Origin of the sequence: Cereibacter ovatus, from assembly GCF_900207575.1 — a bacterium.
Classification (GTDB): Bacteria; Pseudomonadota; Alphaproteobacteria; order Rhodobacterales; family Rhodobacteraceae; genus Cereibacter_A; species Cereibacter_A ovatus.
In genome coordinates, this window is record NZ_OAOQ01000017.1 from 56,732 (window position 1) to 76,917 (window position 20,186).

Consider the following 20,186-nt stretch of genomic DNA (forward strand, 5'->3'; position numbering starts at 1 on the left):
ATTTTCAGACCTTTCAGGGGTGGCGCCTGTCGCCACCCCGAATTTCCTTTGCTGGCGACCTGCGTCAAGTTGATGCGGATCAAGGCATCCCTTCCCGTCCGTTCCTAGCCATGGTTGACGCCGGAGAAGGAAAAGCGCGATGCCCGACGACCTGACGACGCCCGAAGTGCAGCCCGAAGCGCCCCCGCTGGACTCGTCGCCGGAGCTGCCCGCAGCCGAGGCCAGTCCTGAACCTGAATCCGAAGGGCATGGCCCGCGCCGCTTTCCGGCGATCAATCCCGATGCAATCCGGCAGGCGTTCGAGACCGGCCACTATCCCTATGCCCGCCGCATGGGACGCGCGGCCTACGAATCCGAAAAGGCGAAACTTCAGGCCGAGCTTCTGAAGGTCCAGATCTGGGCGCAGGACACCGGCCAGAAGTTCGTCATCCTGATGGAAGGCCGCGACGCCGCCGGCAAGGGCGGCACGATCAAGCGGTTCATGGAGCATCTGAACCCGCGCTATGCCCGGGTCGTCGCCCTGACCAAGCCCTCCGACCGCGAGAAGGGCCAGTGGTTCTTCCAGCGGTATATCGAGCATCTGCCGACCACCGGCGAAATCGTGTTCTTCGACCGAAGCTGGTATAACCGCGCCGGCGTCGAGCGGGTGATGGGCTTCTGCACCCCCGCCGAGTATCTGGAATTCATGCGTCAGGCGCCGGAACTGGAACGGATGCTGGTCCGGTCGGGCATCCGGCTTTACAAATACTGGTTCTCTGTCACCCGCGAGGAGCAGCGCGCCCGGTTCCTCGCACGCGAGACCGACCCGCTGAAACGCTGGAAACTGTCGCCGATCGACAAGGCCAGCCTCGACAAATGGGACGACTACACCGAGGCGAAAGAGGCGATGTTCTTCTATACCGACACCGCCGATGCGCCTTGGGTGATCGTGAAGTCGAACGACAAGAAACGGGCGCGGCTGAACTGCATGCGGCATTTCCTGTCGACCATCGACTATCCCGGCAAGGATCCCGATGTGGTGGGCCACCCCGATCCGCTGATTGTCGGCCGCGCCTCGCAGGTGATCCGGGCGTCCGACAACATCCTTGGCGCGGCCACCCCGCCGGACCTGCGCAAACCGCGCCCGGCCTGATCGCCCGCCCGTTGGCCGGGGCTGGCACGACGCAGCCCCGGCTCCGCCCGAGGTATCCGCCCCTGCGGCCCCGTCTGGCGCGGCCCGCCCGCATCCTGATGCTGGCCCGGGGGGGCGTCGGCCCTGATGCCGCGCGTCCGCTTGTGGCCCGGCACCGGCCGCGCTATGGCTGCGCCATGACCCGGCCTTCAAGCACTTCCGACCACGTCCGGGCGATCCTTGCGCTGGGCCTGCCGCTGATCGGCAGCCATCTGGCGCAGATGTCGCTGCATGTGACCGATACGGTGATGCTGGGCTGGTATGGCGTGACCGAACTGGCCTCGGTCGTCCTTGGCGCTTCGATCTTTTTCATCACCTTCATCCTTGGCGCGGGGTTCGCGCAGGCGGTGATGCCCATGGTCGCCGAGGCGCTGGGCCGGGGAGACGAGGCGCAGGTGCGCCGCGACACCCGCATGGGTCTCTGGCTGTCCATCGGCTTCGGGGCGGCGACCTATCCGGTGTTCTGGTGGTCGGGCGCACTGCTTCTGGCGCTGCGACAAGACCCCGAAGTGGCGGCACTGGCACAGGATTACCTGCGCGTGGCCGGGCTGGGGATGATCCCCGCCCTGCTGGTGATGGTGCTGAAAAGCACCTTCTCGGCGCTCGGTAGAACGCAGATCGTGCTCTGGGCGACGCTCGCCGCGGTGGCGGTGAATGCGGTTCTGAACTGGGCACTGATCTTTGGCAAATGGGGCGCGCCGGAACTGGGGGTGACCGGCGCGGCCCTCGCCTCGGTCGCCGCGCAGACCATGTCTCTCCTGGCCCTTGCGCTCTATGCCGCGGTCCAACCCGCCCTCTGCCGCTTCCACCTGTTCCAGCGGTTCTGGCGCCCCGACTGGCCGGCCCTGGCCCGCGTCTTCGCCCTGGGCTGGCCCATCGGCCTTACTGGCCTGGCCGAGGGCAGCATCTTTCAGGCGGCCGCCCTGATGATGGGCTGGCTGGGCACCGTGCCGCTCGCCGCCCACGGCATCGCCCTTGAAATCACCGCCCTCGCCTTCATGGTCCATGTCGGGATCTCGAACGCCGCCACCATCCGCACCGGCCATGCAGATGGCGCGGGCGACCCCCGCGGCCTGCGCGACGGCGCCCGCGTGGCCATCGGCCTGTCGCTGGCGGTCTGTTTTGTGATTGTCACCCTGTTCCTGACCGTCCCTCAGCAGATCATCGCGCTTTTCCTTGACCTCTCCCAACCGGAATCGGCGGAAATCATCGCCTTCGGCACGATCCTCCTTGCCCTTGCCGCATTGTTTCAGGTGGCGGATGCAATGCAGGTCATGGCGCTTGGCCTCTTGCGCGGCCTGCGCGATACCCGCGTGCCCATGGCACTGGCCACCATCAGCTACTGGCTTGTCGGCATCCCGACCAGCTACCTGCTGGCCTTCCCGCTCGGCCTCGGCGGTCCCGGCCTCTGGCTCGGCCTCGTGATCGGCCTCACCCTCGCAGGCGCACTTCTGATGATCCGGTTCTGGCTTCGCGCCCCGCGCCCGCCCGTTCATTCTGGCCCAAATATCCTCGGGGGGTGAGCCGCATCGCGGCGAGGGGGGCAGACAGCCCCCCTGCATCGCCGGCCCTAGTCGTCGCGCCCGCCCTTCATCAGGCGATCCGCCTTGCGCCGGACCAGCACCCCGCGCAGATCGTGCATCGCCAGCAGCAAGGCATCCGTCACCGCCTCAAGCTGCGCATCGGTCGCGCGGGCCTGCGCCCAGTGCGCGGTCAGGTTCAGATGATCCACCGTGCGCAGGATGTCATCCACCTCGCGCCGAGCGACGGTCTCGGCCCGGTCGACGATCCAGCGCCGGATTTCGGCCAGATCGGTCTCGTCCAGCGCCCGGTCGCCCTGGGGCCGGATCTCGCCCGTCCGCAGGTTGACCGTCGCGATAGGCTCCATCGCGATCCGCTGCTGACGGCTGGCCCCTTCGACGCGGAACACGGTCGCGCCATTCTCGCGGATGCGGAAATAGTGGCCCGGCAGATCGGACATGCGCCCTCAGCTCAGCCCGGCGCAGAACGCCTGAATCCGGGCGCAGGCCTCGCGCAGCACCTCGTCCGATGTGGCATAGCTGACCCGGAAATTCGGTGACAACCCGAAGGCCGCGCCAAAGACCACCGCCACCCCGGCCTCTTCCAGCAGCGCCGAGGCGAAAGCCTCGTCATCGACGATTTTCGCGCCCCCGGCCGAGGTCTTGCCGATGCAGCCCGAAATGTCGGGATAGACATAGAACGCGCCTTCCGGGTTCGGGCAGGTCACCCCCTTCGCCTCGTTCAGCATCGAAACCACCAGATCGCGCCGGCGCTGGAACGCCGCGCGGTTGGTGGCCAGAAACTCTTGCGGGCCGGTCAGGGCTTCCAGCGCGGCATATTGCGCGATTGAACAGGGGTTCGAGGTCGATTGCGACTGGATCGTGCCCATCGCCCGGATCAGTTCGACCGGCCCCGCGGCATAGCCGATCCGCCAGCCGGTCATGCAATAGGCTTTTGACACGCCGTTGCAGGTCAGCGTCCGGTCGTAAAGTCCGGGTTCGACCTGTGCCGGGGTGGTGAAGGCGAAATCGTCGAACACCAGATGCTCATACATGTCGTCTGACATGATCCAGACGTGGGGATGGCGCAGCAGCACCGCGCACAGCGCCTTCAACTCGTCACGGGTATAGGCCGCGCCGGTGGGGTTCGAGGGCGAGTTGAAGATGAACCACTTGGTTTTCGGCGTGATCGCCGCCTCAAGCTGTGCGGGCGTCAGCTTGAAGCCGGTCTCCATGCCCGCTGCCACCGCAACCGGCGTGCCGCCGGCCAGCAGCACCATGTCGGGATAGCTGACCCAGTAGGGCGCAGGGATGATGACCTCGTCGCCGGGGTTCAGCGTGGCCATCAGCGCGTTGTAAAGGATCTGCTTGCCGCCGGTGCCCACCGTCACCTGCGCGGGGGTGTAGCTCAGCCCGTTTTCGCGGGCGAACTTGTCGCAGATCGCCTTTTTCAACTCGGGGATGCCGTCCACCGCGGTGTATTTGGTGCGGCCCGCGTCGATCGCGCGCTTGGCCGCGTCCTTGATGTTCTGCGGGGTGTCAAAGTCGGGCTCGCCCGCGCCAAGGCCGATCACGTCGCGCCCGGCGGCTGCCAGTTCGCGTGCCTTGTTCGTGACCGCGATGGTCTGCGAAGGTTTGACGCGGGCAAGCGTGTCGGACAGGAAGGCCATGCGGGAAAATCTCCGGGGGGTGGGGCAAGCCGGTTTGCAGCTTTCGGCCACTTGTCTTAGGGTGCGCCCCCATGGCGATCAAGCGGTTTGAAGGGGTTGGGATCATGGCCGAGACGGCAGAGGCGCGGCTGAAACGCATGTCCATGCGGTCGTGGCGGCGTGGCACCAAAGAGATGGATCTGATTCTTGGTCCCTGGTCCGACGCCCATCTTGCCGGGCTGGATGACGCCGATCTGGCGCTTTACGATTCGCTGTTGAACGAGAACGATCAGGATCTGCTGCCCTGGGTTCTGGGTCAGCGTCAGCCGCCGGAACGCCTTGCGGGGCTGATCGCGGAAATCGGCGCCTTCGCGCGGGCGCGGCTGTCGCGCTGAAAGGGTCGCGCTGAAAGGGTCGCGCCGAAATTGTCGCGATGAAACCAACGCGCTGACGCGGAAAAGTTCTCACGAGTTTACGGTATGTTTGCTGTTTGTGCCGATTCTGCCTCCTGCGGATCAATGTTGGAGAACAGGAATGACGGTTCACGCAGGTATTCTCGATGGCTCGCAGAAGGCGTTCCTTCTGGGCTATCTCGAGAGCCTTTCGCTGGTGGAGCGTCTTCACCGGCTGCTGCTCGATGTGGTTAAGGACGAGTTTGAACGGCTCAACCTGCTCGAGATCAATTCGGTGCAGGCGCTTTTGCTGTTCAACGTCGGAGAGAACGAGGTGACGGCCGGAGAGTTGAAAAGCCGCGGCTATTATCAGGGCTCGAACGTCAGCTACAATCTGAAGAAGCTGGTCGAACTGGGCTACATGCATCACCAGCGGTCCGAGATCGACCGCCGTTCGGTCCGGGTGCGGCTGACCGAGAAGGGACGCAAGGTGCGTCAGATCCTGACCGACCTGTTCGCCCGTCACGCCGAAGGGTTGGACCGTCGCGGCGTGCTTGGCGTGGCCGGGATGGAAGACATCAACCATGCCCTGCGCCGGATGGAGCGGTATTGGACCGAACAGATCCGCTACATCTATTAGCCCAAGGTGGCGCCGTTCATTGACCTGCGGGGGGCCGTCGGCGCGGCTGGCCCGCGGCGCTGGCGGTTCCGTCAGGCGCCGGGTCGATCATTCCGCATCGGGGCGATGCCTTGGGTTTGGCTTCCTTGGTCTGCTGTCCCGTGCCGCTTGGCTTGCGCCGGGCGCCTTGTCAGGGCCAAGTGATGCCTTGGCCCTGACGCCCCCTTGGCGCGGCGGTTTGCCGTGCCTCTGGTCGGGGGGCGCCGGGGGTGATCGGCGGCAGCGGCAGGGCGCGCCTATTGTCCGGTGTTGGCCACCTGATTTGCCGCACCCGTGGCCCCGGTGATCGCGCTCAGCGTTTTCTGCCACTGCACGAAGGGCGCCTCGGTGACATAGATCGTATCGCCGTCGCGGATGGTGAAGTCGCGCGCCTCGAACAGGCCGGTGGGCTGGGTCAGGTCCAGCACATAGACCATGCGCTGGTCGCCCGACAGATCCTTGCGCCCCAGCACGGCGTTGGCGATCTCGGCCGGCTCGTCGCGCAGGACAAACACGCCCTTCGGATCGGCGATCTGGGTGTTCAGGCCGCCCACCCGCGCCAGCGCCTCAAGCGCCGAAACGTTCTGGGTGTCGAACTGGATCCGGCTTTGCGCCCCCATCGCGCCCAGCGCCACGAACGAGCGGCTGTCCTGTTCCACCACCACCACATCGCCGGGGCGCAGCGCGATATCAAGCGAGGGGTTGCGGTAAAGGTCTTCCAGCCAGATCTGCCCGGTCCGGCCGTTCCGGGTCACGCGGACGATGGCGGTGCTGACCGGAATGGTGGTTCCGCCGGCCTTGGCCAGCATCGCCGCCAGTGTCCGGGTCGGCCGCTCGATCGGAAAGACGCCCTGGGCACCCACTGCGCCCGACACGGTGACGGTGCTTCCGTCGCCGGCAAGGCGCTGCACCGTGATCTGCGGATCGGGGGTCTGATCCTGAAGCTGGCGGGTGATCGCCTGCCGCAGCCCCTCGGGGGTCTGGCCGGCGGCGCGGATGCGCCCGGCATAGGGGACATAGATATAGCCCTGCCCGTCGACCTCGACCTGATCGAGCGACGAGACCCGCTGCCCCGCATTGCCCAGAAGCGGGTCGTCGCGCACGTTTTCGAACACGGTGATGCCCAGCCGGTCGCCCGGCGCGATCATGTCGGACCCCATCAGACCGGCATCGCGGAAGGTTCGGCTGAACCCGAACGCCGGCGTGGTCGCGGCCGCGCGGCTGACATGGCCGTTCACCGGCACCACGAAGGCATCGCCCTGTTTCTGCGACGCCCCCGAAAGGATCTCGCGCTTGTTCGGGCCAGAGCGCGGCAGGCCGCAGGCGGCCACCAGACTGGAAACGATCAAAAGCAGGGCAAGCGTCCTTGCCCCTTTGACGGTCGAAACTTTCACTGCCCGGGCTCCTTGATGGAGATGCCTCAAGTTTTTCAGGCAAGCTATCGGAATAGAGAGGCATTCGCCAGTCCGGGCTGGTCGGCCCCGCCGACAAGGCGCAACTGTTGCCCTGGTGCCGCGCTGTTGTCGGCGGCAAGCTGGTCATAGGGATCCAGCGGCGCCAGCATCCGGTCGACGATCCGCCGCAACAGCCGCCTGCGCCCGCCCATCGAATAAAACCCCCCCGTCAGCTGTGAACTTCCCAGCAGGAAGCGGCGAAAATCGCGATAGGCATGGCTGTCGGGGCGGCGCGGGTTGGCAAAGAAGTCGGGTAGGGGCTGAGTCGAGACGAATTCGGGTTTGGCATAGATCGCCGCCCCGAAGGTTTTGACCGGCAGGCCGCGCCACAGCGCCTGTTGCCCGGCGGTCGAATTCACCGTGACCGCACTTTGGGCATGGGCCAGCAGCCGGGCCAGCTTGCCGCCGCGCACGAAATGCACCCGGCCTTGCAGCCCGTGCCGGTCCGCAAGGCGGCGGATCTCGGGCGCGATCGGCGCGCGGCCGTCTTCCAGCGGATGGGCCTTGATCACAAGGTGATGGTGCCGAGGCGCCCCGGCGGCAAAGCTTTCCAACACCAGCGCCAGAAACTCGGTCATCGAGCCGAAGGGGCTGTGGGTCCGGAAACTGGCGTCATGTTCCAGTTGCAGCAGCGCCAGATGATAGGGAAAACCGCCCCACAGGATGCGGGTCGTGGCCAGCGCGCGTTCCAGCCGGTGCAGCGGCATCAGCATCACCCGGCGCAAATGCAGACGGAACTCTTGCGCCACCGACAGCGTCCGGTGCGGCCGGAAGCCGGGATAGGCCCGCCCGCCTGCCAGCACAAGGCCGTGGTAGATCGCGCCCCAGACCATATGCGCCGCCATGTCGCCCCAGTGCGGGGCGGCGTCGGGCAGGTCGATATCCGACCGCGCCACCGCGGCGCGGATGCTGGTCAGCGACATCTGCATCAGTCGCGAATGGCCGTTGGCGCCGCCGCGTTCATAGGTGATCCAGTGCGGGCGCAGGTAGCCTTCCTCGAACACATGGATCGTCAGGCCGGCCTTGCGCGCGATGGCGATGGCCGCGGCATGAACGGGCCGCGTGTCGCCGTAAAGCACAAGGTCGGTGATCTGCCGGCGGGTCAGCAGATCGCGGAAGGTGGCGGGCCAGTCCTCGGCCGGGCCGTCAAAGGCCAGATAGCTGCGGCGGTCGGGCCAGAAGGCGCGATCGCCGAAGTTGAAGCCCACGCGCAGCACATCGGCGCCCGCGGCCGCCATCATGCGGCCGAGGCGGTAGAAGAACGGGCCGTGCGGTCCCTGAAGGAACAGGAACCTGCGGTCGGTGGCGGTCACGGCGGTCTCCGTTGCGGCGGGGTGTGCGCACATTCATGCAGCATGCCGGAAAGGCAAACGGCTTTTTCGCGCGGCGCGGGCGGGGTGCGGGCGCAAACCCGCGGGCCACCCGGTTGCGCGGGGCGCTGCGGGCGGCTACCTGTGAGGTCTTGGGTCAGGGATAAGGCGTCATGTTTACCGGGATCGTCACCGACATCGGCCGCGTGCTGGAACTTGAGCGGAAGGGAGACCTTCGCGCCCGCATCGCCACCTCTTATGATGTGGCCACCATCGACATCGGCGCCTCGATCGCCTGCGATGGGGTCTGCCTGACCGTGGTTGCCACCGGCACCACGCCCGCGGGCTGGTTCGAGGTGAACATCTCTGGCGAGACGCTGTCCAAGACCATTCTGGGCGACTGGGCGCTTGGTCGGCCGGTCAATCTGGAACGCGCGCTGAAGGTGGGCGACGAACTGGGCGGGCACATCGTATCGGGCCATGTCGATGGCGTGGCCGAGGTCGTGGCCACTGCGCCCGAGGGCGACAGCCTGCGCGTGACCTTCCGCGCGCCCGAGGCGCTTGCGCGGTTCATCGCGCCGAAGGGTTCGGTTGCGCTGAATGGCACCTCGCTGACGGTGAACGAGGTCGATGGCGCCGATTTCGGCATCAACTTCATCCCCCACACGCAGGATGTGACCACATGGGGCGGCGTCGCGCCGGGGATGCGCGTCAACCTTGAGATCGACACGCTGGCCCGTTACGTCGCCCGGCTGAACGAGTTCGGCTAAGGCGGCCTGCTCGTCGGGATTCGCGTGCTAGGCCGTGGCCGGTTGCGTCCGGCCGCGGCCCATCTGTGGCGTCCGGGAGACGAAGATCTTTCGGGTGACGTGCCAGCAGGCAAAGGTCAGCGCCGCGCCGGCGTAGCCGTCTACCGCATAGTGCCAGCCCAGATGAACGGACCCCGCCATGATGACGGCAAGGAACCCGGTCATCCCCCAGCCCGCCCACCGCCGCCATGTGAAGGCGTAAAGCATCATCAGCGTCGAACTGGCGACATGCATCGAGGGAAAGGCCGAAATCCCGCGCATGGTGCTGCCCGAGGTATGGCCGGCCCACAGCATGTCCTGCACATGAATCGCCCAGACCGGGCTGGTATCCTGAAAGCCGCGCAGCGTCTGCATCAACGGCTGAAACTGCTCGCCCAGACCCAGCAGCGCATAATAACAGGGGCCCGCTGATGAAAAGACGGTCGCGGCAAGGTTGCCGCCAAGGCCCCAGACCAGCGTGAAGGCGATCAGGAAGGTGCGGCGGGCATCCGGGTTGGTGCGGGTGAAGCACGCGACGAAAACGAAGAAATAAAGCAGGAACAGCCAGAAATGATAGGCCGCGTTCACCGCGGTGGTGGCCAGCGGCGTGCCAAGGATCGGCATCAGCAGGTGGAACGGGTCAAGGCCGCCGTGCAGCACCCGGTCAAGATCGGCAAGGGTTCGATCCCATGCGAAGGCGTTCACGTCGGGGATCGTGCTTTTGATGTAGGAAAAGCTTTGGAAAAAGCTGACCATGGCCACCAGCGCCACGCTGCCCGACATCAGCCTTGGCAGATCGCGTAGAAGCGACAGGATCTCTTGCGTCAGTGCCGCAATGGGGCGCACCCGTGGCCGTCTGCGGGCGATCCCGACCACGGTCCAGACCAGCAGAACCAGCAGATAGACCGGCGTCAGCAAGGTCAGCAGATGCAACAGCGCCGAAAAGATCCGGTTGGCATAAGGCAACCCGAAATGCGCCGAAATGGCCATGGCGATGCCCGTGTGCCCGATGACGATCAGGACAAGCCAGCGGTTTTCGGTCACCGCATGGCGCAACGCCTTTGTCACGTTCCCGGGTTGCACCATCGGTCCCTCGCCGCTTCTGGATCGTTGCTAAGATGGCAACGGATTGGGGCCTGATCGGGGCATCGGGGTGGAAAAGCCGCGGCCTGATGGGACAAAGGTCCGGTCCGGGCGGGCGCCGAACCTCTGGCCTTCGGGCGCTGGGCGCGCTATGGGCAAGTCTTGTCCCGGAGCGATGCGATGAGCCAGATCAGAACCGAATATTCCGACGCGATTTCCCCGATCGAGGAGATCATCGACGACGCACGCAACGGGCGGATGTTCATCCTTGTCGACCACGAGGATCGCGAGAACGAAGGCGATCTGGTGATCCCGGCGCAGATGTGCACGCCGCAGGCGATCAACTTCATGGCGACGCACGGGCGCGGGCTGATCTGCCTGTCGTTGCCCTCGGCGCGGGTGGATCAGTTGGGCCTGCATCTGATGGCGCCCAAGAACTCGTCCCGTCACGAGACCGCGTTCACCATTTCCATCGAGGCGCGCGAGGGTGTGACCACCGGCATTTCGGCCGCCGACCGCGCCCGCACCGTGGCGGTGGCGATCGATCCGACCAAGGGGCCGCAGGATATCGCGACCCCGGGCCATGTCTTTCCGCTGCGCGCCCGCGACGGCGGCGTTCTGGTTCGCGCCGGCCACACCGAGGCCGCGGTGGATGTCAGCCGTCTGGCCGGGCTGAACCCCTCGGGCGTGATCTGCGAGATCATGAACGACGACGGCACCATGGCGCGGTTGCCCGATCTGATCGGTTTCGCGCAGAAGCACGGGCTGAAGATCGGCACGATTTCCGATCTGATCGCCTATCGCCGCCGGCATGACAATCTGGTGAAGGAAAAGGCGGTCAAGCATGTGACCTCGTGCCATGGCGGCGACTGGCTGATGCGGATCTTTGCCGATGATACGCAAGGTGCGGAACATGTCGTGCTGTCCAAGGGCGACGTCAGCAGCGCCGAGCCGGTTCTGGTGCGGATGCATGCGCTCAATCCGTTGGAAGATGTGCTGGGCATCGGCCCGGCCCATGCCGGCGATCTGCACGGCGCGATGCGGCTGATCGCACAAGAGGGGCGGGGGGTCGTGGTGCTGCTGCGCGACGTTGCGATGAAACTGGTGCCCGACGCCGAAGCCTCGCCGCAGACGCTGCGCCAGTATGGGCTGGGTGCGCAGATCCTGTCGGCGCTGGGCCTGTCGCAGATCGTGCTTGTCACCAATTCCAAGGCGCCGAAAGTGGTGGGGCTTGAGGCCTACGGCCTGTCCATCGTCGGCACCCATCATATCACCGAGGGCTGAACCATGGCCGCAACCGAAAGCCATACCACCCTGCCGCTGCCCAGCTTCGACAAGCCGGTGAAGGTTCTGATCGTGGTCGCGCCCTATTACCGCGACATTGCCGACGATCTGATCGCTGGCGCCCGTGCCACCATCGAGGCCTGCGGTGCCTCTTGCGATCTGATCGAGGTGCCCGGCGCGCTCGAGGTGCCGACCGCCGTGGCGCTGGCCGAGCGGCAGGCGAATTATGACGGCTATGTGGCCCTTGGCTGCGTGATCCGCGGCGAGACCACGCATTACGACACCGTCTGCAACGATTCCAGCCGCGGCCTGATGCTTCTGGGCCTGCAAGGCGCCTGCATCGGCAATGGCATCCTGACGGTGGAAAACCGCGAACAGGCGGCGGTTCGCGCGGCCCCCGGGGGGCAGGACAAGGGGGGCGGTGCGGCGGCGGCAGCCCTGCATCTGATCGCGCTGTCGCGCAAATGGGCCGGAGAACGCCGCGGCATGGGCTTCAAGCCGGTGGACGAGTTCCGCCTTGCCGGAAAGACCGAAGCATGAGTGTGAAACCCGACAAGCGGCAGATGAAATCGGCCTCGCGGCTTTATGCGGTGCAGGCGCTGTTCCAGATGGAAAGCTCGGGCCAGACGGTCGAGCAGGTGTCGAAGGAATTTGAAACCCATCGCTTCGGCGCCACCTATGACGGCGACGAAATGGCCGAGGGCGACGCCACCGTGTTCCGCCGGCTTGTGTCGGGGGCGGTGAACCGGCAGGCCGGCATCGACCAGATGACCGATCGTGCGCTGGTGGCGAAATGGCCGATCGACCGGATCGATCCGGTGATCCGGGCGCTGTTCCGCGCGGCGGGGTCCGAGTTGCTGGAAAGCGACACCCCGCCCAAGGTGGTCATCAACGAGTTCGTGGACATCGCCAAGGCCTTCTTTCCCGAAGGCCGCGAATCGAAGTTCGTGAATGCGGTGCTGGATCACATGGCGCGCGAGGCCAAACCCGAGGCGTTCCCGCAGGGCTGATGCGCCGTTTCGGGAACAAAGTCGCCGCGGCGCCGTTCGTCTGACGATACCGAAGGCGGGCGCCGCGCGTCCTTGTCCGGCGATCCGGGCGGGGGTTCGCCCCCAAAGCGGCAGGATCTGCCCCTTTGGTGCAGAATCTTGTGGCATCCGGCGCGACTGGCGGTATCGTGTCCCCGAGGAGCCCGATCATGCCCCAGCTTGTCCGACTTTATATCGTCAACGTCCTTATCGGTTTCGGCATCGCCTTCGCCTTCGTGACAGCCCTTGTCGCGCTGGATGTGGCGGGCCTTCGCCACCTTGTCCTGCACACCGACATGGGCTGGCTGGGCGGGCTGATGCTGGTGATGTTCAACGGTGTGGTGTTCGCCGGCGTGCAGTTCGCCATCGCCGTGATGCGCATGGCCGACCCCGAGGATGGCAACCGGCCCGGCGGACGACTGCTGCGCCCGATGCCGACCCGTCTGGTTCCCGTGCCGATCCCTGTCCGCGCCCGCGTAAAGCCGCGCCGCTGATTTTCTGCCGCTGCGCAGGCGCGGATTGGCGCAGCCGGGCAAGGGGGTGCTGATTGCGGCCCCTGCCTTCGGGTGCGAGCGTTGCAAGGCCAGCGGGATGCGCGCGTGACCTGTGTATGGTCGTCGTTGCGGGCTTTGGACTTTGCCCGTTCCAAGGCCAGTTTCCAAGGCCAGCGGGCTTTGCGCACGCGCGGCCCAAGGCCATAGCGACCGCAATCAGGGCAATCCGGTTGCGCTTTGTCAGGGCATCTCTGGTTCCCCGACCTGTTATGCGCCTTCGCTCTGGGCCGCGCCTACGCCAAGGATTTCACCGCCGACTCGGATGATGCGACAAAGGGCGAGCCGCCCGTTCCGCCGGTTGAAGTGGCGGGATCCGCGGCAGCCGTGGTGGTGTGAGTTTCCCGAGAGCCTGAGTGTCAGGTGGTCGCCAGATACCAGGGCCACGACCCTGGCAGAGCCAGCTCCCTCGGAGATGCTTATCGGCCACTGGAAAAAGACCACTGCACGAGAGGGGCAGAACCCGCCACCCATCTAGATAGGCCCGCTGTCGTCCGTCGGCAAGGGCAAGGCTGCCGGCTGGACATCTGTTCCCTTTCCGTTCATGATCCGGCGATGTCTACCGTTTCGGTTCCCGATTCCGGGCTGGCACTGCTGGCCCCCGGTCAGCGCCTCGCCCGCGGCGTCTGCCGGCATCTGCGCGCGCTGGATTTCGTGTCGGTGGTGGAACTGGTGCCCGCGCCCGGCCTGCGGGTCGATGTCATGGCGCTGGGGCCGAAGGGCGAGATCTGGGTGATCGAGTGCAAATCCTCGCGCGTCGATTTCACCTCGGACCGCAAGTGGCAGGGCTATCTGGACTGGTGCGACCGCTTCTTCTTCGCCGTGGATGAGGCGTTTCCGGCCGATCTGCTTCCGGCTGACAGCGGCCTGATCCTTGCCGACAGCTATGATGCCGAGGTTCTTCGCATGGCGCCCGAATCTCGGCTGCCCCCGGCGCGGCGCAAGGCGCTGACCCATGCCTTCGCGCGCCATGCAGCCCAGCGGCTGCACGCGCTGCGCGATCCTGCGGCGCTGCCCGGCTGATTACTTCTTCTTGCGCGGGTCGGCGGGGGCGCCCATCGCGCGGGCCCGTTCGGCGGCGGCGCGCAGTTCCTCGGCGATTTCCTCGGCCTCGTCGGGATCGAAGTCCAGCGGCAGGTCCAGCCCGTCGCCCTCGATATAGATCCGGACCATGCCAAGCGAAGTCGGCCCGATTTGCAGGTTCGCCGCGATCTCGCTCTGCTTGTCGATGCCCATTGTGTCCTCCGCTGTCGTTTCGGCCGGGGTAGCGCCGTTCGGCCGCGCTGGCAAGTCGCCCGCACGATGCACCTGCGCAATCCTGTGATGCGCCTGCCAAACCGGACGCGCCCGGGCTGCCGGCGCTGCCGTCAGAGGGGAAGAAATGCGCGTCGCATCTCCGCAATCCCCCCTTGCATTCCCCGCACGGGGGAGGTAAACGGCCCGCGAGTGCCGACTTAGCTCAGTTGGTTAGAGCACCAGATTGTGGATCTGGGGGTCCCCCGTTCGAGCCGGGGAGTCGGTACCACTCGCCCCCCTCATCAAAGATCGGAAACCAGACGGCCGCTGAAAGGCGACCAGGCGGTTTTGTGCCGCGCGCCACGGCGCGATCGGACCTGCGCGCGGTTGCCGGTCCGTTGGGCATGCATCTGCGAAAGCCGTCTTGCGGTGGTGCGGGGCGGGACGGTCGTGGCGTGTTCGTCCGGCGGGTTGGCAAGACAGGGCGCCGCGGTGGCGTTGCGCAAAAATCTGTCGCAAGACTGTTACAGCGCATCCTTACTCCGACGCCAACCGGGCCGCGCGGGTGGGATACCTGATTGCGGCGTGCCGGGTTTGGATCGCCATGTGCAACCGGCCGCCCTGCGGACGGGCACCGGCGCAGGAGGCAAGGATGACACGGCTGACCAATGCCGCTTTTGGGGCCATAGGGGCGCCAACGTCAGAGGCCCCGGTTCCAGCCGCGACGGCTGGCGTGGCAGCCGGTGTCGCAGTGGTGCGCCATTCCCGGTGGGGTGGGGGGCTGGCTGGCGATTTGCCGCGTTTGCCGTCGCAGACTGACCCGTTGACCGGGGTTGCATGGCCGTCCACGTCCTGCGGGGGCAGGGCGTGGGTCGCGGCGGCGGCGGCAGGGCGGCGGGCGGGAACCCCGGGGCAGGCGGCGCGGGCCGTGTCGGATGCACTGTCTCGGCTGTGGTGCGGCCATGGCGGGGGTGGGATGCGGGGCGCGTTCCGTGCCGGTTCGTCTGTCCGTCAGCGGCGGGGGGCCTGCCGCTGGGCCGCTGTCGCCCCCGGCATCATGGCGCGGGGGGGGCGATGAGCGCCCCGGCCCGGCGCGCCTATGGGGCGGTCACGGCGGCCTACTGGGCGTTCATGCTGTCGGATGGCGCGCTGCGGATGTTGGTGCTGTTGCATTTCAACGGGCTGGGCTTCTCGCCGGTTCAGCTTGCCTGGCTGTTCCTGCTGTATGAACTGGCGGGGATTGTCACCAACCTGTCGGCGGGCTGGCTGGCCGCGCGCTTTGGGCTGACGTCCACGCTATACGCCGGTCTTGGGGTGCAGATCGGGGCGCTGATGGCGCTTTCGATGCTGGACCCTGCGTGGAGCATCCCGGCCTCGGTTGCTTTCGTCATGGCGGTGCAGGGGGCATCGGGCGTGGCCAAGGATCTGGCGAAGATGTCGTCGAAAAGCGCGGTGAAGATCCTTGCGCCCGACGGCGATGGGCTGTTCCGCTGGGTGGCGTGGCTGACTGGATCGAAGAACGCGGTGAAGGGGGCGGGCTTCTTTCTGGGCGCGGCGCTGCTGGCGCTGGCGGGGTTTCAGGCCGCGATCTGGGGTATGGCGGCGGTGCTGGCCCTGATCCTGCTGGCGGTGGTGCTGTGGATGCCCGATGGCCTGCCGCGCGGCGTGAAGGGGGCAAAGGTCGCCTCGGTCTGGTCGAAGGACGTCCGCATCAACCGGCTGTCGCTGGCGCGGCTGTTCCTGTTCGGCGCCCGCGACGTGTGGTTCGTGGTGGGTATTCCGGTTTATTTCCAGTCGGTCCTGTCGGATGGCACCGCCGAGGGCCGGCGCGAGGCGTTCTTTCTGATCGGCGGCTTCATGGCGCTGTGGATCATCGGCTATGGCGCGGTTCAGGGCATGGCGCCCCGGCTGTGCCGGGGCGAGGCTACCCATCAGGCGCGACTGTGGTCGGGGATTCTGGTGCCGATCCCGCTTGCGCTGGCAGCTTTGGCGCTGGTGGCGGGCGGGCCTTCGGGCTGGCTGACGCTGACGCTGGTGGTGGGGCTTCTGGCCTTCGGTTTCGTGTTCGCGGTGAACTCGTCGCTGCATTCCTATCTGATCCTTGCCTTCGCCAAGGCCGAAAGGGTCACGATGGATGTGGGGTTTTACTACATGGCCAATGCGGCGGGGCGGCTGATCGGCACGCTTCTGTCGGGCCTCAGCTATCAGTGGGGCGGGCTGGAGCTGTGCCTTGCCACCGCCGGCGCGATGGCGGCGGCAAGCTGGGCGGTGGCGCGGGGTCTGGGTGACCCGCCGGCGCGGCCCGCGCCAGATCGCGGATGCGGACCGCAGGCTTAGTGCAGGGCGTTGGGCGTTACCTCAAGCCATTCGTAGACCTCGGGCTGGGATGCGGCGGAACAGCCGCCGCACCCCTTGCCGCAGGCCGAGGCGCAGGCGATGCGCCGCACCTTGCCCTTGGCGATCCAGTGATCCAGCATCCCGCGCATCGCGTCTGGCTGGCTGCGGAAGCGGATCGCAAGATCGGACAGGCTGGCCTGCCTGCGCGCTCTCAGATAGCTGCGGACCTCTAGCAACATCGCGTGCCCCCTTCAGACGCCGGGGGCCAGCGTGGCGGCGGGCGTCGCCCGCTGGCCGATCCGGCGCATCACAAGGATGATCGCCGCAAAGGCCGCCACCACCCCGCCGATCCACAGCGCGGACGATCCGGGATGACGTGCCAGCGTCGCCGCCTGATAGAACACCACCGCCGAGCCCCAGCCGATCGCCAGCGTCCAGCCGGTGACAAAGCCGGTCCAGCCGGGGCCGGCCTCGCGCCAGACCGCCGCGATGGTGGCCGAGCAGGGCACATAAAGCAGCACCATCAGCATATAGGCGAAGGCCCCCGCCTGTCCGTCGAACAGCGCCCGCATCGCGCCGAAGGTGCCGGCCTCGACTTCGAGTTCCTCGGCCGCGGCTTCGGTCGATGAGACATCGCCCAGCGTGATCCCCAGCGGGTCGGTCACGGTCTCGGCCAGACCCGACAGGTTCTCGCCCACCGAAGCCACCGCCGCCGAAAGCCCGGCCATCAGGTCGAAGGGTTCCGCCTCTGCCGGGGCGTCGCCTTCTGCGATGCCGGTGTAAAGCGCGTTCAGCGTGCCCACCACCGCCTCTTTCGCAAGGATGCCGGTGAAGACGCCCACCGTCGCGGGCCAGTTTTCCGGTGTGATGCCCATCGGCTGGAACACCGGCACGATGGCGCGGCCGATGCCCGACAGCACCGAATTGTCGGTATCCTCGTTGCCGAAGCTGCCGTCCTTGCCCCAGGAGTTCAGGAAGGCCAGCACCACCACAACGGCGACGATCACCCGGCCGGCACGGATCATGAAGGTTTTCAGCCGTTCCCACGTCCGCAGCACCACGCCCTTCGGCGTCGGCAGGTGATAGGGCGGAAGCTCCATCACGAAGGGCGAGGTGGCGCCGGGCAGCAGCGTGTTCTTCAGCACAAGGCCGGTGAATACCGCGGCAAGGATGCCGATCAGATACAGCAGGAACACAAGGTTCTGCCCCCCGGTCGGGAAGAACGCAGCGGCAAACAGCGCATAGACTGGCAACCGCGCGCCGCAGGACATGAAGGGCGTCATGGCGATGGTCATGGTCCGGTCGCGCTGGTTTTCCAGCGTGCGGCTGGCCATGATCGCCGGCACGTTGCAACCAAAGCCCACGATCAGCGGCACGAAGGATTTGCCCGGCAGGCCGATCATCCGCATGAAGCGGTCCATCACGAAGGCCGCCCGCGCCATGTAGCCCGAATCCTCCAGCGCCGACAGGAACAGGAACAGGCAGGTGATCACCGGGATGAAGGTGGCCACCGTCTGCAACCCTCCGCCCACCCCCGAGGCCAGCAGCGTGATCAGCCAGTCGGGGCTGCCCAGCCTGCCCAGCAGGTCGGCCGTGCCCTCGACAAAGATCGTGCCGGCGGCGATGTCGAAGAAATCGATGAAGGCGCTGCCCACGTTGATGGTGAACATGAACATCAGATACATCACGAACAGGAAGATCGGGATGCCCAGTGCCCGGTTCAGCACCACCCGGTCGATCCGGTCCGACAGCGTCCGGCCCAGTTCCGCCGTCCGCCGCACGGTGTCGATGGTCACCTCGGCCACGGTGTCATAGCGGCCGCTGGCGATGGCGGTGTCGGCGTCATAGCCGATCTCGTTCTCGATCCGGGCGCGCAGACCATGCACGCGGTCGGCCAGCGCGGGCAGGCGGGCGAGCAGCACCTCGCTGCCCTCAAGCAGTTCCAGCGCCAGCCAGCGCGGTGCGCGGCGCTCGCCCGCATCGGTCAGCAACGGCACCAACTCGGCCAGCGCGGCCTCGATTTCGGGGATGTAGCTGACGGTCCTGATTGCGGGAACGCCCTGATCCAGTGCGCGGGAGATCTCGGTTTTCAGGCTCTCGATTCCGGTGCCATTGGCCGCCACGATCGGCACGATCGGGCAGCCCAGACGATGCGTCAGCGTGGGCAGGTCGATCGCGATCCCCTGCGCCTTGGCGATGTCCATCATGTTCAGCGCGACGATCACCGGCACGCCCATTTCGATCAGCTGGATCGTGAGGTAAAGGTTGCGCTCGATGTTCGAGGCATCGACGATGTTCACGAACACCTGCGCTTCGCCCGACAGCGCGTAATCGCGGGCGATACGCTCGTCGAGGGACACGGTATGGCCCGACCCCAACGAATAGGTGCCGGGCAGGTCGACGACCTCGACTGTGCGTTCTGCCATGCGGAACTGGCCGACCTTGCGTTCGACCGTGACGCCGGGCCAGTTGCCCACCATCTGACGGGTTCCGGTCAGGGCGTTGAACAGGGTGGTCTTGCCACAGTTCGGGTTACCCAGAAGGGCGATGGTTCCCGCCGTCATGCCGCGGTCTCCTCGATGGTCAGGGCTTCGGCTTCGGCCTTGCGCAGCGACAACTGATAACCGCGGACCTCGATCACCACCGGATCGCCCATAGGCGCCACCCGCACGATCTTCAGCGTGGTGCCGGGGGTCAGCCCCATCGACAGCAGTTTCTGGCGGTAGGCCGCCCCCCCGGGCGCATATCCCGAGACCCGGGCCGAGCGGCCGGCCGGGATGTCCTTCAATGTCAGAGTCATCTGGTCTTACCTGTCGAGAATCGGCGTCACGAAGATCTTGCGCGACATGTCCTGCCCCAGCGCGAGGCGCGATTTTCCGACCGCCACGACCAGCGGGCCGCAACCGCAGGCGCGGATGACCTGCAACTCGCTGCCGACGAAAATACCCATTTCCGTCAGGCGCTTCTGCATTTCGCGGCAGCCGGCAAGGCCGGTCACGGCCATCCGGGCGTTCTCTTGTGCCAGTGCCAGCGGCACCTGCCTCGCGTTCATCATGGCCAAGGCCTCCTTCTGCGCCCGCGTCGCCCGTCGCGGGGCGCGCATCCTCAAGTGTCTTAGCGTTTTAATAAGGAATGATGAGTGGGGCACCTTGACGCGGATCAAGCTTCGGCTCCGTCAGGGGGGATTTCCGAAAAAATTACCAAGGCGGCGGCGGAAAATTGTGCGGGACGCCGATAAAATGAACGCCTGACAAGTCCACGGCCCCAGTGCCCCGCCCCGCGTGGGGAGGGGCCGGCCCCCTAGCTGTTCAGTCCCGGCATCCGGTGGATCGGGTCTAGGGTGAATCGATCCGGGTCTGATATCCAGATTTTGCAGATGTATTCGCTGGGCGTGAGGCCGCCGAGTGTCTTCAGCTGGCGGGCGAAGTTGTAGGCTGCGAGGAAGTCGGCGAGGTGTGTTCGCAGCTGGTCGTGGTTCTCGTAGTGGAAGAGCTTGATGGTCTGAACTGGCCCCCATTTCGACCGGACACTTGGGCATGACCATGGAGGCTCATGCAACTGCCTGAGCACGTGCTTATGCCTGAGATAGAGACCATCACCGATAGGCTCTGTTGCACAAATCGGCTGAGGGCAAGAACTCCCCTTTCACCGGACAGACTTATCCCTTGGCCTCAGTGCTGGGTGTGCCGAGGTCGGTGAAGCGGTTGAGCACGGCGACACGGATC

The 20,186-nt window shown here is 66.3% G+C and carries 22 protein-coding genes, 1 tRNA gene and 1 pseudogene; 13 read left to right on the forward strand and 11 right to left on the reverse strand.

What is annotated here, in order from left to right:
- The first annotated feature begins 139 nt into the window (after window positions 1-139).
- Window positions 140-1,132, forward strand: a complete 993-nt coding sequence (ppk2, locus tag CRO07_RS14820) for a polyphosphate kinase 2 (protein WP_097031447.1) — start codon at window positions 140-142, stop codon at window positions 1,130-1,132.
- A 176-nt stretch (window positions 1,133-1,308) separates the two neighbouring features.
- A complete protein-coding gene (locus CRO07_RS14825; RefSeq protein WP_097031474.1) occupies window positions 1,309-2,694 on the forward strand; it encodes an MATE family efflux transporter in 1,386 nt (461 codons plus the stop codon).
- A 47-nt stretch (window positions 2,695-2,741) separates the two neighbouring features.
- On the opposite strand, the gene CRO07_RS14830 is transcribed toward CRO07_RS14825, so the two are convergent.
- Window positions 2,742-3,152 carry a hypothetical protein gene (locus tag CRO07_RS14830; RefSeq protein WP_097031448.1) on the reverse strand — a complete coding sequence of 137 codons (411 nt, stop codon included), beginning with the start codon at window positions 3,150-3,152 and terminating at the stop codon, window positions 2,742-2,744.
- Between the two features lie 6 nt (window positions 3,153-3,158).
- Entirely contained in the window at window positions 3,159-4,361 is a 1,203-nt protein-coding gene (locus CRO07_RS14835) for a pyridoxal phosphate-dependent aminotransferase (protein ID WP_097031449.1), read from the reverse strand.
- Window positions 4,362-4,465: 104 nt separating this feature from the next.
- Between CRO07_RS14835 and CRO07_RS14840 the strand changes: the two genes are divergently transcribed.
- Complete coding sequence (locus CRO07_RS14840) at window positions 4,466-4,735, forward strand: FAD assembly factor SdhE (RefSeq protein ID WP_097031475.1); 270 nt, start codon at window positions 4,466-4,468, stop codon at window positions 4,733-4,735.
- 139 nt (window positions 4,736-4,874) lie between these two features.
- A complete protein-coding gene (locus tag CRO07_RS14845) occupies window positions 4,875-5,372 on the forward strand; it encodes a MarR family winged helix-turn-helix transcriptional regulator (RefSeq protein ID WP_097031450.1) in 498 nt (165 codons plus the stop codon).
- A 275-nt stretch (window positions 5,373-5,647) separates the two neighbouring features.
- On the opposite strand, the gene CRO07_RS14850 is transcribed toward CRO07_RS14845, so the two are convergent.
- Both CRO07_RS14850 and CRO07_RS14855 read right to left on the reverse strand, forming a co-directional pair.
- Entirely contained in the window at window positions 5,648-6,784 is a 1,137-nt protein-coding gene (locus CRO07_RS14850) for a polysaccharide biosynthesis/export family protein (RefSeq protein ID WP_097031451.1), read from the reverse strand.
- A 44-nt stretch (window positions 6,785-6,828) separates the two neighbouring features.
- Window positions 6,829-8,190: a capsule biosynthesis protein gene (locus tag CRO07_RS14855; RefSeq protein ID WP_097031452.1), complete on the reverse strand. Its 1,362-nt coding sequence runs from the start codon at window positions 8,188-8,190 to the stop codon at window positions 6,829-6,831.
- 137 nt (window positions 8,191-8,327) lie between these two features.
- Here CRO07_RS14855 and CRO07_RS14860 point away from each other — a divergent pair, with 137 nt between their 5' ends.
- Window positions 8,328-8,924 carry a riboflavin synthase gene (locus tag CRO07_RS14860; RefSeq protein WP_097031453.1) on the forward strand — a complete coding sequence of 199 codons (597 nt, stop codon included), beginning with the start codon at window positions 8,328-8,330 and terminating at the stop codon, window positions 8,922-8,924.
- A gap of 27 nt (window positions 8,925-8,951) precedes the next feature.
- Here the strand turns inward: CRO07_RS14860 and CRO07_RS14865 are convergent, their stop codons facing one another.
- Window positions 8,952-10,028 carry a phosphatase PAP2 family protein gene (locus tag CRO07_RS14865; RefSeq protein ID WP_097031454.1) on the reverse strand — a complete coding sequence of 359 codons (1,077 nt, stop codon included), beginning with the start codon at window positions 10,026-10,028 and terminating at the stop codon, window positions 8,952-8,954.
- Between the two features lie 177 nt (window positions 10,029-10,205).
- On the opposite strand from CRO07_RS14865, the gene ribB reads away from it, so the two are divergent.
- The 6 genes from ribB (at window position 10,206) to CRO07_RS14890 (ending at window position 13,911) form a co-directional block, all read left to right on the forward strand.
- The gene (gene ribB / locus CRO07_RS14870; protein ID WP_097031455.1) at window positions 10,206-11,309 is read left to right on the forward strand and encodes a 3,4-dihydroxy-2-butanone-4-phosphate synthase; all 1,104 of its coding nucleotides are present in this window, start codon (window positions 10,206-10,208) and stop codon (window positions 11,307-11,309) included.
- Window positions 11,310-11,312: 3 nt separating this feature from the next.
- Window positions 11,313-11,849 (forward strand): 6,7-dimethyl-8-ribityllumazine synthase, encoded by a 537-nt coding sequence (locus CRO07_RS14875; RefSeq protein ID WP_097031456.1) that lies wholly within the window; start codon window positions 11,313-11,315, stop codon window positions 11,847-11,849.
- The gene (gene nusB, locus CRO07_RS14880) at window positions 11,846-12,319 is read left to right on the forward strand and encodes a transcription antitermination factor NusB (RefSeq protein WP_097031457.1); all 474 of its coding nucleotides are present in this window, start codon (window positions 11,846-11,848) and stop codon (window positions 12,317-12,319) included. Before CRO07_RS14875 ends, nusB begins: the two co-directional genes overlap by 4 nt.
- 188 nt (window positions 12,320-12,507) lie before the next feature.
- Window positions 12,508-12,831 carry a hypothetical protein gene (locus tag CRO07_RS14885; protein WP_097031458.1) on the forward strand — a complete coding sequence of 108 codons (324 nt, stop codon included), beginning with the start codon at window positions 12,508-12,510 and terminating at the stop codon, window positions 12,829-12,831.
- Window positions 12,832-13,068: 237 nt separating this feature from the next.
- Window positions 13,069-13,227, forward strand: a complete 159-nt coding sequence (locus CRO07_RS18945) for a hypothetical protein (protein WP_204840024.1) — start codon at window positions 13,069-13,071, stop codon at window positions 13,225-13,227.
- A 216-nt stretch (window positions 13,228-13,443) separates the two neighbouring features.
- Window positions 13,444-13,911, forward strand: coding sequence for an MmcB family DNA repair protein (locus CRO07_RS14890; RefSeq protein WP_097031459.1), 468 nt, complete (start codon window positions 13,444-13,446; stop codon window positions 13,909-13,911).
- Here the strand turns inward: CRO07_RS14890 and CRO07_RS14895 are convergent, their stop codons facing one another.
- The gene (locus tag CRO07_RS14895; protein WP_097031460.1) at window positions 13,912-14,124 is read right to left on the reverse strand and encodes a DUF6324 family protein; all 213 of its coding nucleotides are present in this window, start codon (window positions 14,122-14,124) and stop codon (window positions 13,912-13,914) included. It lies immediately after the preceding gene.
- Between the two features lie 212 nt (window positions 14,125-14,336).
- Between CRO07_RS14895 and CRO07_RS14900 the strand changes: the two genes are divergently transcribed.
- Together CRO07_RS14900 and arsJ are read left to right on the forward strand one after the other, a co-directional pair.
- A tRNA-His gene (locus CRO07_RS14900) sits at window positions 14,337-14,413 on the forward strand.
- Between the two features lie 785 nt (window positions 14,414-15,198).
- The gene (arsJ, locus tag CRO07_RS14910) at window positions 15,199-16,461 is read left to right on the forward strand and encodes an organoarsenical effux MFS transporter ArsJ (RefSeq protein ID WP_097031462.1); all 1,263 of its coding nucleotides are present in this window, start codon (window positions 15,199-15,201) and stop codon (window positions 16,459-16,461) included.
- On the opposite strand, the gene CRO07_RS14915 is transcribed toward arsJ, so the two are convergent.
- From CRO07_RS14915 to CRO07_RS19170, 5 genes and pseudogenes are all read right to left on the reverse strand, one after another.
- Window positions 16,458-16,700 (reverse strand): FeoC-like transcriptional regulator, encoded by a 243-nt coding sequence (locus CRO07_RS14915; protein ID WP_097031463.1) that lies wholly within the window; start codon window positions 16,698-16,700, stop codon window positions 16,458-16,460. The two genes, arsJ and CRO07_RS14915, sit on opposite strands and share 4 nt — an antisense overlap.
- A 12-nt stretch (window positions 16,701-16,712) precedes the next feature.
- Entirely contained in the window at window positions 16,713-19,025 is a 2,313-nt protein-coding gene (feoB, locus tag CRO07_RS14920) for a Fe(2+) transporter permease subunit FeoB (protein ID WP_097031464.1), read from the reverse strand.
- A complete protein-coding gene (locus CRO07_RS14925; RefSeq protein WP_097031465.1) occupies window positions 19,022-19,261 on the reverse strand; it encodes a FeoA family protein in 240 nt (79 codons plus the stop codon). Before CRO07_RS14925 ends, feoB begins: the two co-directional genes overlap by 4 nt.
- Before the next feature lie 6 nt (window positions 19,262-19,267).
- Window positions 19,268-19,516 (reverse strand): FeoA family protein, encoded by a 249-nt coding sequence (locus CRO07_RS14930; protein WP_097031466.1) that lies wholly within the window; start codon window positions 19,514-19,516, stop codon window positions 19,268-19,270.
- A 245-nt stretch (window positions 19,517-19,761) separates the two neighbouring features.
- A pseudogene (locus CRO07_RS19170) lies at window positions 19,762-19,962 on the reverse strand (IS3 family transposase); the annotation flags it as partial.
- Window positions 19,963-20,186 lie beyond the last annotated feature (224 nt).

Excerpts from the sequence above, each read along its gene's own strand:
- CRO07_RS14925 (WP_097031465.1), bottom strand. The coding sequence starts at position 19,261 with ATGACTCTGACATTGAAGGACATCCCGGCCGGCCGCTCGGCCCGGGTC.
- CRO07_RS14890 (WP_097031459.1), top strand. The coding sequence starts at position 13,444 with ATGTCTACCGTTTCGGTTCCCGATTCCGGGCTGGCACTGCTGGCCCCC.
- CRO07_RS14915 (WP_097031463.1), bottom strand. The coding sequence starts at position 16,700 with ATGTTGCTAGAGGTCCGCAGCTATCTGAGAGCGCGCAGGCAGGCCAGC.
- CRO07_RS14855 (WP_097031452.1), bottom strand. The coding sequence starts at position 8,190 with ATGTGCGCACACCCCGCCGCAACGGAGACCGCCGTGACCGCCACCGAC.
- CRO07_RS14895 (WP_097031460.1), bottom strand. The coding sequence starts at position 14,124 with ATGGGCATCGACAAGCAGAGCGAGATCGCGGCGAACCTGCAAATCGGG.
- CRO07_RS14845 (WP_097031450.1), top strand. The coding sequence starts at position 4,875 with ATGACGGTTCACGCAGGTATTCTCGATGGCTCGCAGAAGGCGTTCCTT.
- ribB (WP_097031455.1), top strand. The coding sequence starts at position 10,206 with ATGAGCCAGATCAGAACCGAATATTCCGACGCGATTTCCCCGATCGAG.
- nusB (WP_097031457.1), top strand. The coding sequence starts at position 11,846 with ATGAGTGTGAAACCCGACAAGCGGCAGATGAAATCGGCCTCGCGGCTT.
- CRO07_RS14865 (WP_097031454.1), bottom strand. The coding sequence starts at position 10,028 with ATGGTGCAACCCGGGAACGTGACAAAGGCGTTGCGCCATGCGGTGACC.
- CRO07_RS14825 (WP_097031474.1), top strand. The coding sequence starts at position 1,309 with ATGACCCGGCCTTCAAGCACTTCCGACCACGTCCGGGCGATCCTTGCG.
- CRO07_RS14840 (WP_097031475.1), top strand. The coding sequence starts at position 4,466 with ATGGCCGAGACGGCAGAGGCGCGGCTGAAACGCATGTCCATGCGGTCG.
- CRO07_RS14875 (WP_097031456.1), top strand. The coding sequence starts at position 11,313 with ATGGCCGCAACCGAAAGCCATACCACCCTGCCGCTGCCCAGCTTCGAC.
- CRO07_RS14830 (WP_097031448.1), bottom strand. The coding sequence starts at position 3,152 with ATGTCCGATCTGCCGGGCCACTATTTCCGCATCCGCGAGAATGGCGCG.
- feoB (WP_097031464.1), bottom strand. The coding sequence starts at position 19,025 with ATGACGGCGGGAACCATCGCCCTTCTGGGTAACCCGAACTGTGGCAAG.
- arsJ (WP_097031462.1), top strand. The coding sequence starts at position 15,199 with ATGAGCGCCCCGGCCCGGCGCGCCTATGGGGCGGTCACGGCGGCCTAC.
- CRO07_RS14860 (WP_097031453.1), top strand. The coding sequence starts at position 8,328 with ATGTTTACCGGGATCGTCACCGACATCGGCCGCGTGCTGGAACTTGAG.
- CRO07_RS14885 (WP_097031458.1), top strand. The coding sequence starts at position 12,508 with ATGCCCCAGCTTGTCCGACTTTATATCGTCAACGTCCTTATCGGTTTC.
- CRO07_RS14930 (WP_097031466.1), bottom strand. The coding sequence starts at position 19,516 with ATGATGAACGCGAGGCAGGTGCCGCTGGCACTGGCACAAGAGAACGCC.
- CRO07_RS14835 (WP_097031449.1), bottom strand. The coding sequence starts at position 4,361 with ATGGCCTTCCTGTCCGACACGCTTGCCCGCGTCAAACCTTCGCAGACC.
- ppk2 (WP_097031447.1), top strand. The coding sequence starts at position 140 with ATGCCCGACGACCTGACGACGCCCGAAGTGCAGCCCGAAGCGCCCCCG.